At 73.5% G+C, this 12933-nt stretch carries 14 protein-coding genes; 10 read left to right on the forward strand and 4 right to left on the reverse strand.

All coding sequences use genetic code 11. The features are described 5' to 3' along the window. Positions 1-66 precede the first annotated feature (66 nt). Both ABEA04_RS01080 and ABEA04_RS01085 read right to left on the reverse strand, forming a co-directional pair. On the reverse strand, positions 67-969 hold the full coding sequence (locus ABEA04_RS01080) for an SGNH/GDSL hydrolase family protein (protein WP_345453501.1): 903 nt from the start codon (positions 967-969) through the stop codon (positions 67-69). A gap of 9 nt (positions 970-978) precedes the next feature. Further along, positions 979-2163, reverse strand: a complete 1185-nt coding sequence (locus ABEA04_RS01085; RefSeq protein ID WP_345453504.1) for a PucR family transcriptional regulator — start codon at positions 2161-2163, stop codon at positions 979-981. Between the two features lie 95 nt (positions 2164-2258). Here ABEA04_RS01085 and ABEA04_RS01090 point away from each other — a divergent pair, with 95 nt between their 5' ends. The 5 genes from ABEA04_RS01090 to ABEA04_RS01110 all read left to right on the forward strand — a co-directional run bounded on the left by ABEA04_RS01090 (position 2259) and on the right by ABEA04_RS01110 (position 6540). Next, complete coding sequence (locus ABEA04_RS01090; protein WP_345453507.1) at positions 2259-3419, forward strand: ferredoxin reductase; 1161 nt, start codon at positions 2259-2261, stop codon at positions 3417-3419. Further along, positions 3416-4672, forward strand: coding sequence for a fatty acid desaturase family protein (locus tag ABEA04_RS01095; protein ID WP_345453510.1), 1257 nt, complete (start codon positions 3416-3418; stop codon positions 4670-4672). The genes ABEA04_RS01090 and ABEA04_RS01095 overlap by 4 nt, the downstream gene beginning before the upstream one ends. 86 nt (positions 4673-4758) lie before the next feature. Beyond that, entirely contained in the window at positions 4759-5112 is a 354-nt protein-coding gene (locus ABEA04_RS01100; protein ID WP_345453512.1) for a hypothetical protein, read from the forward strand. A 13-nt stretch (positions 5113-5125) separates the two neighbouring features. Next, a complete protein-coding gene (locus tag ABEA04_RS01105) occupies positions 5126-6016 on the forward strand; it encodes a hypothetical protein (protein ID WP_345453515.1) in 891 nt (296 codons plus the stop codon). Next, the gene (locus tag ABEA04_RS01110; protein ID WP_345453517.1) at positions 6016-6540 is read left to right on the forward strand and encodes a hypothetical protein; all 525 of its coding nucleotides are present in this window, start codon (positions 6016-6018) and stop codon (positions 6538-6540) included. The genes ABEA04_RS01105 and ABEA04_RS01110 overlap by 1 nt, the downstream gene beginning before the upstream one ends. A 5-nt stretch (positions 6541-6545) precedes the next feature. Here the strand turns inward: ABEA04_RS01110 and ABEA04_RS01115 are convergent, their stop codons facing one another. Beyond that, positions 6546-7535 carry an aldo/keto reductase gene (locus tag ABEA04_RS01115; RefSeq protein WP_345453520.1) on the reverse strand — a complete coding sequence of 330 codons (990 nt, stop codon included), beginning with the start codon at positions 7533-7535 and terminating at the stop codon, positions 6546-6548. Positions 7536-7589: 54 nt separating this feature from the next. Here ABEA04_RS01115 and ABEA04_RS01120 point away from each other — a divergent pair, with 54 nt between their 5' ends. Next, positions 7590-7922, forward strand: coding sequence for a hypothetical protein (locus ABEA04_RS01120; protein ID WP_345453523.1), 333 nt, complete (start codon positions 7590-7592; stop codon positions 7920-7922). 39 nt (positions 7923-7961) lie between these two features. Here the strand turns inward: ABEA04_RS01120 and ABEA04_RS01125 are convergent, their stop codons facing one another. Further along, on the reverse strand, positions 7962-8855 hold the full coding sequence (locus tag ABEA04_RS01125; RefSeq protein ID WP_345453525.1) for a helix-turn-helix domain-containing protein: 894 nt from the start codon (positions 8853-8855) through the stop codon (positions 7962-7964). A gap of 114 nt (positions 8856-8969) precedes the next feature. On the opposite strand from ABEA04_RS01125, the gene ABEA04_RS01130 reads away from it, so the two are divergent. From ABEA04_RS01130 to ABEA04_RS01145, 4 genes are all read left to right on the forward strand, one after another. Continuing rightward, a complete protein-coding gene (locus tag ABEA04_RS01130; RefSeq protein WP_345453527.1) occupies positions 8970-9986 on the forward strand; it encodes an alcohol dehydrogenase in 1017 nt (338 codons plus the stop codon). Between the two features lie 67 nt (positions 9987-10053). Continuing rightward, positions 10054-10683: a maleylpyruvate isomerase family mycothiol-dependent enzyme gene (locus ABEA04_RS01135; RefSeq protein ID WP_345453530.1), complete on the forward strand. Its 630-nt coding sequence runs from the start codon at positions 10054-10056 to the stop codon at positions 10681-10683. Between the two features lie 129 nt (positions 10684-10812). Further along, positions 10813-12030: an HNH endonuclease signature motif containing protein gene (locus tag ABEA04_RS01140; RefSeq protein ID WP_345453533.1), complete on the forward strand. Its 1218-nt coding sequence runs from the start codon at positions 10813-10815 to the stop codon at positions 12028-12030. 71 nt (positions 12031-12101) lie between these two features. Continuing rightward, positions 12102-12929: a phosphotransferase gene (locus tag ABEA04_RS01145; RefSeq protein WP_345453536.1), complete on the forward strand. Its 828-nt coding sequence runs from the start codon at positions 12102-12104 to the stop codon at positions 12927-12929. Positions 12930-12933 lie beyond the last annotated feature (4 nt).

The raw sequence follows: 12933 nt of genomic DNA on the forward strand, positions 1-12933 counted from the left end.
GTGCCGCAGCACTTTTGCCCAACTTGTGGCAGAACTGAGGGGAACGGTCTAGCCCGCCCTCCGGGCTCAGCGCACCAGCGGCGCGATCAGGTCGGCCACCGCCCGCTGCTCGGCCGGCAGCGGGTGCAGCGGGATGACGCCCTCGGGCGAGGTCTGCACGCCGTTGACCCACGGGTCGTCGGCGCAGATGTCGTGGCCCTGGCTGGCGGCGTAGACGTCGACGAAGTCGAGGTCGCGCCGCTCGGCCTGCCGCCGCAGCGCACCCGAGAGGTCGCGCACCACGCCGTCGACGAAGGCGAAGTCCTGCGCGGCCAGCGGGATGCGGTCGGGGCACTCGCCCCGCTCCGGCAGCAGGTCGGGGTAGCCGACGACGACGACCTGCGCGTCGGGCGCGGCCTGCTGCACGGCGTCCAGGACGTCGCCGACGTTGCGCTCGATCGTCGGCAGCACCTCGGCGACGCGCTCGCCCGCCACCTCGGAGCACGCGACCGCCGCGCCGACGCACGAGGTGACCAGCTGCACGAACAGGTCGGCGTCGTTGCCGCCGACCCCGAGCGTCACCAGGCGCGTGCCGGGGCCGATCGCCGGCACCTGGCGCTCGATGACGTCACCTGTCGTGGCGCCGCTGCAGGTCTGGTCGCTCAGCTGCAGGTCGAGATCGGTCGCGAGCAGCGAGGCGTAGTTGCCGCCGGAGCGGAAGCAGCCGCCGACGGGGTCGGACGGCGGCACCCCGGGCGCGGCCGCGTAGGAGTCGCCGAGCGCGACGTACTCGGTCGAGCCGTTCGCCGGGGCGTCGTCCGACGGCGCCTCGGCGGCCGACGTCGGGCTCGCGGGCGTCGTCGGCGTCGTCGGCGTCGTCGGCGACTGGGGCGGGCCGTCGGAGCCGTCGGTGCCGTCGGAGCCGTCCGCACAGCCGACGACGGTCACGAGCAGGAGGCCGACCAGGCCGAGGGCGAGGGGGGAGCGCACCCTGCGAACCTACGGGGCGGCGTCGAGCCCGAGGCCGAGCGCCACGGTGAGCGCCAGCACCGTCTCGGGGTCGTCGAGCCGGTCGCCGAACGCCTCGCGCACCTGGCCCATGCGGTAGCGCACCGTCTGCGGGTGCACGAACAGCGCGGCGGCGACCTCGTCGCGGCGACCCTGGTGCAGCAGCCAGGCCCGCAGCGTCTCGGCGAGCTTCTCGGCCGTGGCCGGACGCAGGTCGGCCAGCGGCGCGAGCGCGCGGGCGCGCAGGTCGGCCAGCGCGTCGGGGTCGGCGGTGAGCACCAGCGCCGGCAGGTGCACCTCGGTGTCGCCGAGCAGCCCGAGCGCGCGGGCGCGCATCGCCCGGTCGTAGGAGGCCCGCACCTGCGTCCACGGCTTGGCCGGCCCCACGACGGCGTCGCGCCCCTCGAGGGTGCGCAGCAGCGCCGACCGGCCGCGACCGTGCGCGTCGGGCACGAGCAGCAGGACGGCGCCGTCCAGCCCGGGCGGCTCGAGGGCGTGCAGCGTGGCCGGGTTGAGCGCGGCCGCGGTGCCGCGCAGCCGCGCCTCGGGCAGGACGACGGCGGTCAGCGTGGTCGGTGGCGTCCAGTCGGCCCGCTCGGCGGTCTCGAGCAGGCCGGCCTCGGCCTCGCCGTCGAGCAGCTGCTGGGCCAGCCGCTCCAGCTGGCGCTGCCGCACGCGTCCGGTGGTGGCCAGCTCGTCGGTGTGGCCGGCCACGCTGGCGGCCGAGAGCGTGTCGATGTAGGCGAAGACCAGACCCGCGAACGAGGCGAGCGTGCGGGCGTCGAGCCCGGCGCCGACGGCGTCGCCCGCCATCTGCGCCCACGCCTCGCGGGCCCCGATGCGGTAGGCGGAGAGGATGGCGTCGGTGGTGCGGCCGCTGCGCGCCTCGCCGCGGCCGAGCTGGTAGGCGCCCTCGGCGGCCGGTGCGGTCGACGACGTGGCCGCGCGCAGGTCGGTGCCGCGGCGGCCGCCCGCGAGCGTCAGAAACCCGCCGAGCGCCAGCTGGACGGCGTTGCGGATGGTCTCGCCCATCGGGCCGGTGAAGGCGTCGGTGTAGCCGGGCACCTCGTCGATGATCGCGGTGACGACGTGCTCGGCCACCGTGGGCAGGCTCTGGCGGATGGCGTCGGCCACGTGCGGCGGCAGGGCCAGGATCGGTTCGGTGCTGCGGGCCACGGGCCCTCCGGATTTGTGCGTGGCGAACAAGAGTCGGCCGCTGGTTCACGTGCGGAGTACGAGATTCTATCGGCAAAGGTCGGGACACTCGAAGCATGACGTCCGCTGCCCTGCCCCGCGACGGGGCCACCGGCCGCGGCCCGGCCCGCACCCTGCGCCAGCGCCTGCGCGGCGTCGCCGAGGCCGCCGTGACGCCGCTGGACCTCGACGACGTGCTCGACGTGTTCCACCCGCTGCGCCGCGGCGCCGACCTGCGCGCCCGCATCGTCGAGGTGCGCCCCGAGACCGCCGAGGCCGCCACGCTCGTGCTCAAGCCCGGCCGCGACTGGTCGGGGCACGTGCCCGGCCAGTACGTGCGCGTCGGGGTCGACGTCGACGGCGTCCGCCTGTGGCGCACCTACTCGCTGACCCACGGCACGCGACCCGACCGGCACATCTCGATCACCGTCAAGGCGATCCCGGACGGCGTGGTTAGCAACCACCTCGTGCACCGGGCCAAGCCGGGCCAGATGATCCAGCTGGCGCAGCCCGAGGGCGACTTCGTGCTGCCCGACCCGCTGCCGTCGCGGCTGCTGCTCGTCACCGGCGGCTCGGGCATCACGCCGGTGATCGGCATGCTGCGCAACCTGTTCTCGCGCCGCAACCCCGCCGACGTCGACATCGTGCTGCTGCACGTCAACGCCAGCGCCTCGTCCGCGATCTTCCGCGACGAGCTGCGCCGTCACGCCGCGGCCGGCCGGCTGCGGCTGGTCGAGCGCTTCGACGACCGCGACGGCCTGCTCGACGTCGAGCACCCCGAGCACGGCCTCGCCGCGCTGGTGCCCGACCTCGACGAGCGGCTCGCCTACGGCTGCGGCCCGGCCGGCCTCCTCGACGCCCTCGAGGCGCACCACGAGTCCCGCGGCCTGACGCTGCACACCGAGCGCTTCCGCCCCGTCGTCCTCGGCGAGACCGGGGAGGGCGGCACCGTCACCTTCGGCTCGGCCGACGGCGAGGGCGTCACCGTCGAGGCCGACGGCGCCACCCCGCTGCTCGACGCCGGCGAGAGCGCCGGCGTCCTCATGCCCAGCGGTTGCCGCATGGGCGTGTGCTTCGGCTGCGTCGTCCCGCTGCGCTCCGGAGCCGTGCGCGACCTGCGCAACGGCGCCGTCACCGTCGCCGTCCCCGGCGAGACCGGACCCGAGGGCGTCCCCGTCCAGACCTGCATCAACGCCGCCGCCGGCCCATGTTCCCTCGAGATCGGAGCCACCCGATGACCGTCATCACCAAGCAGCCCGTCAACCCCACCGCGCACCTCACGCCCGAGGACATCGAGCAGATCGGCATCGAGCTCGACGCCATCCGCCAAGACGTCCTCGACGACCGAGGCGAGCGCGACGCCGCCTACATCCGCCGCGTGGTCGACGTGCAGCGCAAGCTCGAGCTGGGCTCGCGCGCCGTCCTGCTCGGCAGCGCCTTCCCGCCGGCGTGGGTCGTCGGCACGGTGGGCCTGTCGGTGGCCAAGATCCTCGAGAACATGGAGATCGGCCACAACGTCATGCACGGCCAGTGGGACTGGATGCGCGACCCGAAGATCCACTCCACGACCTGGGAGTGGGACAACGCCTCGACCGCCGAGGGCTGGAAGCACTCCCACAACGAGATCCACCACACGTACACGAACATCGTCGGCAAGGACAACGACCTCGGCTACGGCATCATGCGCGTCGACGAGGACCAGCGCTGGCACCCGTTCATGCTGGTGCAGCCGCTGTGGAACTTCGTCAACGCCTGCGTCTTCGAGTACGGCATCGCCGCCTACGACCTCGACCTCGGCCGCAACCTGAAGCTGCCGAAGGACAAGCGCAGCCCCGACTTCTCCCGGCGCCTGAAGGCCACCCTGCACAAGATCCGTCGACAGGCCACCAAGGACTACGCCGTGCACCCGCTGCTCGCGGCGCCGTTCGGCGGCGCGTTGCCCACGCTCACCGCGAACGTGGTGGCCAACGTGGTGCGCAACCTGTGGTCGCACTCGGTCATCATGTGCGGCCACTTCCCCGAGGGCGTCGAGACCTTCGAGAAGAAGTCGATCCCCGACAACGAGACCCGCGGCGAGTGGTACCTGCGCCAGATGCTCGGCTCGGCCAACATCTCCGGCTCCAAGGCCATGCACCTGATGACCGGCAACCTCAGCCACCAGATCGAGCACCACCTCTTCCCCGACCTGCCGAGCAGCCGCTACGCCGAGGTCGCGCCGAAGGTGCGGGCGCTGTTCGACAAGTACGAGTTGAACTACCACACCGCCCCGCTGCCGCAGCAGGTCGCGAGCGCCTGGCACCGCGTGTGCCGCCTCTCGCTGCCCAACGGCTGGCTCGAGACGACCACGTGGAAGAACGCGCCGCAGCAGGTCTCGCTGCTCTACAAGATGAGCACCGGCGGCCGCAAGGTGCGCCGCGCCGCCCAGGCCCGTCTCGAGCAGCAGGCGCGCCGGCTGCGCGCCGCCAAGGCCGAGGCGGCCCAGGCCGCCTGACGGTCCGGGGCGCGGCGGGGTGGCTTAGCGGGCCACCGGGCCGGGTAGGTGGGCGAGGTCAGTCACGACCGACCCTCGGAGCATCGATGACCCTCGCCGCCAACCTGGCCGACCTCTACCGCATGGGGTACGAGGACCTGCCCTACCTCGCCGACCACTTCGAGGCGGCCCGGGTCGACACCTGGGACATGCGGGCCAGTCCCTTCCCCTTCCAGCGTCCCGACGGCATCGGCGCCGGCGGCGGGCTCGGCCCGTGGAGCGCCTACGCCTCGCTGACCCACGAGCTGCACGACGTCCTCTCGGAGGAGAGCCGCAACCTGCGGGCCATGGGTCGCGCGGTCGTCGACTGCGCCCGGGCCTACGCGCACATGGACGAGAACGCCCGGGCGGAGTTCGACCGGACGGTCGCCAAGCTCGACGGCACGCCCGACGGGTCCTGAGGGGAGCGACGAGATGACCTTCGCCAGCCTGGGCGCCGAGCTCGCCGAGCTCGCCGCCTACTGCGACTCCGACGACGCCAACAGCGCCGACGCCTCCGAGGGCGGCAACTCCGCCAGCCCGTCCGACTTCGCCGGTCGCTACGCCGACCTCGAGTCGCTGTTCGGCGACTTCGACGACTGTCCCGACTTCGGCTACTTCGACGGACTGCTCGACGGTGCCGACGCGCTCGTCAAGAAGCTCTCCCGGGGCGAGGCGCCCAACGGCGACGTGGGCGAGGAGGTGCCCGACTACGCCAACCCGGCGCTCGACCACTTCGGCATCGTCGACGGCTACGTCGACGACTGGCAGGGCGACGCCGCGGTGGCCTTTCACGAGCAGTTCCTGGCCCACTCGACCACCTACACCCAGAACCAGTTCCTGGTGGCCGTGACGCTGCGCGGAGCCCTGCGCTGCGAGCAGGAGATCTGGTACAACGCGCGCAAGAGCGTGCAGGACGTCGGCGACAAGACCAAGGCCGCCCTCGAGGACTACCTCGACGGCAAGCCCGGCAACGTCGAGTGGGCCGCGGTAATCGCGATCGTCGGCACGGTCGTCAGCTCGATCGGCGGCGGCGGCCTCGCGCTGCTCGGCGCCACCACGGGCGTCTTCTCCGCCGCCCTCGGCCAGGACATGTCGGGCAACACGCCCGAGAAGATCGTCCAGGAGGCCCGCGACGGCATCACGAAGATCAAGACCGACATCGCCGCCGAGGAGGAGAAGGTGATCAAGGCGCTGAACGAGAGCCGCACCTACCTCACCGCCAACCGCGAGCCCGAGTTCGTCGGCAAGCCGGGGGCGTGGGACCTCGTCGACGCCGACCCGGGCACCGCGCGCAGTCCCGAGGTCATCGGCGGGCAACGCTGATGCCGTCGCTGCGCGAGCGGGTGGCCGCGATGCGCGTCAGCGCCACCACGCCCGACGGCGCCGCCACGATCGAGGTGGTCGGGGGCTACACCGCGCGCATCTCGGTCTCGTCGCGCCATTACGACGTGATGTCGGAGGGCGAGCTCGCGCACGCCCTGCAGCAGGTGATGCGTCTCGGCTTCGCGGCGCGCAAGCGGGGCTACGACGAGATCCGGGCCGAGGCGCTCGGGGAGCGCCGCACGCCGATCACCGGGTCGCGCGAGGAGCGCGAGCTCGCCGAGCTGCAGGCCCTCGTCGACGCGTCGTCGGCCGAGGGCGTCTCGAGCGACGGCGCGGTCACCGCCTTCGCGAGCAACATGACCAACTGGGTCTTCACGGTGCAGCCGGGCACGCGCGGCCTGCTCGACGCCGCCGCGTTCGGCGAGCGCGCGTCCGAGGCGGTCAACCGCCTGGTCGAGGAGCACCTGCGCACGGTCAAGGGCATCCGCGCCCGCTACCGGCGCGAGCACCCCGCGCCGGTCTAGCCGGTCTAGCTGCGCGGGCGGCTGCGGTTGGAGGCGATCTGCTCGGGCGAGTAGCGCTCGCCGGCCGGGGGCCCGATGGCCGAGAGCCGCTCGAGCTGGTCGTGGGAGAGCACGAGGTCGGCCGAGGCCGCGTTCTCCTCGACCCGCTGCAGCCGCTTCGTGCCGGGGATCGGCGCCACGTCGTCCCCCTGCGCCAGCAGCCAGGCCAGCGCGACCTGCGCCGGGGTGGCGCCGACCTCGCCGGCGACGTCGCGCACCTGCGCCACGATGCGGAGGTTGGCCTCGAGGTTCTCGCCGCTGAAGCGCGGGGTGCCGTGGCGGAAGTCGTCCTCGCGGATGTCGGCGGCGCTGGTGATGGTGCCGGTGAGGAACCCGCGGCCGAGCGGCGAGAACGGCACGAACCCGATGCCGAGCTCACGCACGGTGGGCAGCACCTCGGGCTCGGGGTCGCGCGTCCACAGCGACCACTCGCTCTGCAGCGCGGTCACCGGGTGGACGGCGTGCGCGGCGCGGATCTGCGCCGGTGAGGCCTCCGAGAGACCCACGTAGCGGACCGTGCCGGCCTGCACGAACTCGGCCAGCGCCCCCATCGTCTCCTCGATCGGCACCGACTCGTCGGGCCGGTGCTGGTAGTAGAGGTCGATGTGGTCGACCCCGAGCCGGCGCAGCGAGCCCTCGAGGGCGCGCCGCATGTTGCGCGGCGAGCTGTCGGGCCCGCGCTCGTTCTCGTCGTGGCGCCACAGGCCGAACTTGGTGGCCAGCACGACCTCGTCGCGGCGGCTGGCGATGGCCCGGCCGACGAGCTCCTCGTTGGTGAAGGGCCCGTAGATCTCGGCGGTGTCGAGGAAGGTGACGCCGAGGTCGAGCGCGTGGTTGATCGCCCGGACCGCCTCGCCCTCGTCGCGCTCGCCCGGGTCGCCGTACGCGAACGACATGGGCATGCAGCCCAGCCCCAGCGCCGAGACCTCGAGCTCGCCCAGCCGTGCTGTCCTCATCGTGACCTCCCGCCGCCGGCACCTCCGGCCCCACCCGAGCCTAGGCTCGCGAGCATGGGCAGGGCATTAGCACGCATCGCCGAGGCAGCGGCGCCGCACCTCGAGCCGGGCGAGCAGGTGCACGGCGCCTTCGCCGGCCAGACCCGCGTGCCGTTCAGGATGGGCGACCGCTACCGCACCGTCGTCGCCACCGACCGACGCATCCTGGTCTTCGACTCCGGCGGCCTCTCCCAGACCAAGGCCCGCGAGCTGCTCGCCGTGCTGCCGCGCGACCTGCGCCTCGGCCCGGCCAGCGGCCTGTGGCACCGCGTCCAGCTCGGCGAGCACCTCCTGCACGTGAACCGCCGCTACTTCGCCGACCTCGCCGCCATCGACGACGTCCGCTGAGCCCAGGGCAGCGCCCGCACCCCGCGTGACCCGGCGTCCTCACCGCCCCTGCGGTGGCGCGTCGGCCCGGCCCGCTCGGTCCGAGGTCGCCCCGTCCCCGGTGAGCGACCAGCTCGCCAGCAGCCGCAGGGCCTCCTCGGAGGGGCTGCCCGGCTCGACGGTGTAGACGAAGAGCACCTGGTCGGCGGCGTCGGGCACGGCCAGCGCCTCGTAGGCGACGGTCAGGTCGCCGACGACGGGGTGGTGGTAGCGCTTGGTGCCGTGGCTCTGGCGCAGCACCTCGTGGTCGGCCCACCAGCCGGCGAACTCGGGGCTCTTCATGCTGAGCTCGCCGATCAACGAGGCGAGGTCGGGGTCGTCGGGCCAGCGGCCGGCCTGCATGCGCAGGGAGGCGACGTTCTCGCGCGCGACGAGGTCCCAGTCGAGGTAGCGCTCGCGCGCGATCGGGTCGAGGAAGACCCACCGCGCGTGGTTGCGGTCCCGCGGGGGCAGCGCGTCGAAGTCGCAGATCAGGGCCCGGGCCATCGCGTTGGTGGCCAGGACGTCGAGACGCCGGCCGACGACGAAGGCGGGGGTCGCCAGGCTGTCGACCAGCACCCGCACGCCCGGCCGCACCCGCTGCGGTGCCGGCGTCGGCGCCCGGCGGCGCTTGTGTTTCGGCTGGGCGAGGTCGAAGAGGTGCGCCCGCTCGTCGGCCCGCAGCCCGAGCACGTCGGCGACGGCGCCGAGCACCTCCTCGGAGACGTTGAGGTCGCGGCCCTGCTCGAGGCGGGTGTAGTAGTCGACGCTGACGCCTGCGAGCCGGGCGAGCTCCTCCCGGCGCAGGCCGGGCACGCGCCGCCGTCCGAGGTCGACGTCGAGACCGACGTCCTCGGGAGCCACCCGGGCGCGACGTGAGCGCAGGAACTCGCGCAGCTCCTCCTTCGCGGCCATGGGTCCCATGATGGAGCAGGTCGGGACGACGGTCCCGGCGCGTGCGTGGGTCTGCTGGACCCAGGGTTCGACCGTCCCCTCCCGTGTGCCGGCCCGGGCTGCTGTGCTGTGAGCATGACGACGACACGAGTGATGCAGGTGACGGGTGCCGGCGACCGCCTCGAGCTGGCCGAGCGCGAGCTGCGCTCGCCGGGCCGCGGCGAGGTGCTGGTCCGCGTGGAGGCGTGCGGGGTGTGCCACTCCGACGCCTTCACCGTCGAGGGATGGATGCCGGGCATCGAGTACCCCCGGGTCCCGGGCCACGAGATCGCCGGGCGGATCGAGGCCGTCGGCGAGGACGTCGTGCCGTGGCAGCCGGGGCAGCGCGTGGGGGTCGGCTGGTTCGGCGGGCACTGCGGTCACTGCGACCCGTGCCGCCGCGGCGACCTGATCAGCTGCGCCAACGGCCAGGTCCCCGGCATCGCCTTCGACGGCGGGTACGCCGACCACGTCGTCGTCCCGCAGTCCGCGCTGGCCTCGATCCCCGACGACCTCGGCGCGGTCGACGCCGCCCCGCTGCTGTGCGCGGGCATCACCACGTTCAACGCGCTGCGCGACAGCGGGGCCCGACCGGGCGACCTGGTCGCCGTGCTGGGCATCGGTGGGCTCGGTCACCTCGGCGTGCAGTTCGCCCGCCGCATGGGCTTCGAGGTCGTCGCGATCGCGCGCGGCACCGGCAAGGAGGAGCAGGCGCGGGCGCTCGGCGCGCACCACTACGTCGACTCCACCGCCACCGACCCCGCGGAGGCGCTGCAGGGCCTGGGCGGAGCCGCCACGATCCTCGCGACCGTCACCGCGCCCGACGCGATGAGCGCGGTGGTCGGAGGCCTGCGCCCCCGGGGCCGGATGGTGGTCGTGGGGGCCTCGGCCGACCCGATGCAGATCCCGCCCTTCGCGCTCATCCCCGGCAGCACGGGCGTCGTCGGGCACGCGTCCGGGACGTCGAAGGACTCCGAGGACACCATGCGCTTCAGCGTCCTGCACGACGTGAGGCCGACGGTGGAGACCTACCCGCTCGAGAGGGCCGCCGAGGGCTACGCGCGGATGATGAGCGGCGACGCCCGCTTCCGCGTCGTGCTCACGATGGAGTGAGACCCGCCGACGTCGTGAGGCGTGCCTAGACTTCGCCGGACCCGCGGCGGCTGGACGGAGACCTGACGTGGCCGAGCCCGACCTGATGCAGCTCGCCGAGCGCGAGCGTTCGTCGCTCGCCGCGCTCCTGGAGGGCCTCACGCAGGAGCAGTGGCGAGCCCCCTCGCTGTGTCGCGACTGGTCGGTGCGTGACGTCGCGGTGCACGTGGTCGGGTACGACGAGCTCGGCGCGGCCGGCACCGCGAAGGCGTTCGTGAGGGGCGGGGTGCGGGTCGACTCGGTCAACCGGTACGTGCTCGAGCGGTACGCCGACCTGGACACCGCGGGCGTCGTCGCGATGGTCGTCCGCTGTCGTCGACCACGCGGGCTCACCGCCGGCTTCGGCGGCGGCATCGCGCTGACGGACGGCACCATCCACCAGCAGGACATCCGCCGAGCGCTCTCGATCCCCCGGGAGATCCCCGAGGCCCAGCTCGTCTCGGTGCTCGACTTCGCGCTCAAGGCGCCGACGCTGCCGGGCCGGCGGAACGCCCGCCGGCTCCACCTGGCGGCCACGGACGTCGACTGGTCGCACGGGAGCGGACCCCGCGTGGACGGGCCGGCGGAGGCCCTGCTGATGGCGGTCGCGGGGCGCCCCGATGCGCTGGGTGACCTCTCCGGCGACGGCCTGCCGACGCTGCGGGCCCGCCTGAGGTGAGAAGGGCGGGCGACCCGCCCGAGGTAGGCCCAACCCCACGGACCCTGAGCTTGTCGAAGGCCTTCTGGAGTTCTCCACAGGTCATCGAACACACCAGCGGTTGTCAGTGGTCGACGATAGAATCGGCGCATGCCGATCACCACCCAGACCCCGCGCGTGAGCAGCGACCCGCTGCTCGACGCGGTCGAGTCCGTGGTGGCCGAGCAAGCCCGGATCGATGTCGCCAAGCTCCGCGCCGTGCTCGCGTGGGCGGCCGCGCACACCACCACCGACGCCGACTACATCTCCGACGCCCTGGCTGAGCCCGGGCTCGAGGTCGCCGGCCCCGGTGCCCCGGTCGTCCACGAGTGGGCGGCCCTCGACCTTGCGGCGGTCATGGGCGTCTCGACCGACTCCGGGCTGCGCTACCTCGGCCACGCCCTCGAGCTGCGCCACCGCCTCCCCCGGTTGTTCACCCGCGTGGACGCCGGCGAGGTGCCGGTGTGGCGGGCGTTCCGGGTCGCCGAGCACACCGTGATCCTCAGCAAGGTCGGCGCCGCGTTCGTCGACCAGGCCCTCGCCCCGTTCGCCCACGACCTCTCGCTGGCCCAGATCGAACGGACCACCACCGCCGCCATCGCCCGGTTCGACCCCGCCGAAGCCGAACGACGCCGGGTCGAGGCCGCCGAACGACGCGGCGTCGACATCCGACTCAACGGGCCCGACGTCCCGATCAACGGCACCGTCGAGATCGCCGCCACCCTCGACGCCGCCGACGCGATCGACCTCGAAGCCGCCCTTAAGGCCGGCGCCCAGCAGCTCGCCGACCTCGGCTCGACCGAGACCCTCGACGTCCGCCGCTCCCAGGCGCTGGGAGAGATGGCCCGTGCCCAGCTCGCGCTCGACCTGGACACAGATTCCGGTCGCGGCGTGACGCTCTACGCGCATCTCGACGGCGGCGACGTCGCCGTCCTCGACAACACCCAGACCCCGGTCCTGGTCGAGCAGATCAAGCAGTGGTGCGCCGACGCAGGGACGAGGGTCACCGTGCGACCCGTCGTCGACCTGAACATCGAGAAGTCCAGCGACGACTACCGCCCCAGCCCCGCCGTCGCCGGGCACGTGATGCTCCGCGACCGGCACTGCGTCTTCCCCCGCTGCACCCGACGACGGGTCGACCTCGACCACATCCACCCGCACGAGGCCGGCGGACCGACCTCGACGTCCAACCTCGCACCGCTCTGCCGCCGGCACCACCGCGCGAAGACCCACAGCCGCTGGCGCTACCGGATGCTCGAGCCCGGCCTCTACGAGTGGACCAGCCCGACCGGCCGCATCCACCACGTCGACCGCCGCCGACGACCCTGACCGCCCCCGACCCCGCCGCCGGCGGGGCCGTTGGCGCGCCCGGACTCGGGCAGTCGTGCCACGCTCTCAGCGTGGACGGCGACGAGCAGCGCCTGACGACGTGGGGCACCGGTGCCCACGCGTCCTCGGCTGCCCGTCAGGACGACGTGGTCCTCAAGGACGCCGGCCCCTGGGCTCCGACCGTGCTCGCACTGCTGCGTCACCTGGAGCGCGCCGGGTTCGACGGCGCTCCTCGCGTCGTCGGGGACGGCATCGCGCCGGACGGGCGTCTGACCCTCACCTACGTGCCCGGCGGAAGCGTCCATCCGAGAGCGTGGCCGCCCGACGAGTGTCGAGCCGTGGGCGCACTGCTCCGCCGAGCCCACGAAGCCGCCGAGTCGTTCGAGGCGCCCGCTGACGCGGCGTGGGGGAGGTCGTGGCTGCACGAGATCGGCGACGAGGACGACCTCGTCATCGGCCACGGGGACGCCGCTCCGTGGAACATCGTCGGGCTCGACCGCCGTCCACAGGCCCTCATCGACTGGGACACGGCCGGGCCGATCGAGCGCCTCACCGAGGTCGCGTACGCCGTCTGGCTCAACGCGCAGCTGCACGACGACGACATCGCGGCGGCTCAGGCGCTGCCGCCGGCCTACGTTCGCGCCCGGCAGGCGCGCAACATCGTCGACGGCTACGGCTTGAACAGACCGCAACGCCTCGTGCTCGTGGACCGGATGGTCGAGGTCGCCCTGGCCGGCGTTCGCGCCGACGCCGAGGAGAACGACGTGGGCCCGGAGAGCGACGCCGCGGTCACGGCGTCCGGATACCCGGTGCTGTGGTCGGTGACCTGGCGTGCGCGTAGCGCGGGATGGATGTTCCGAAACCGGCGCATGCTCACGGACGCGTTGGTCGTCAGGTGAGTCC

The sequence above is a fragment of the Nocardioides marinquilinus genome (genome assembly GCF_039543705.1).
GTDB classification, from domain to species: Bacteria; Actinomycetota; Actinomycetes; order Propionibacteriales; family Nocardioidaceae; genus Nocardioides; species Nocardioides marinquilinus.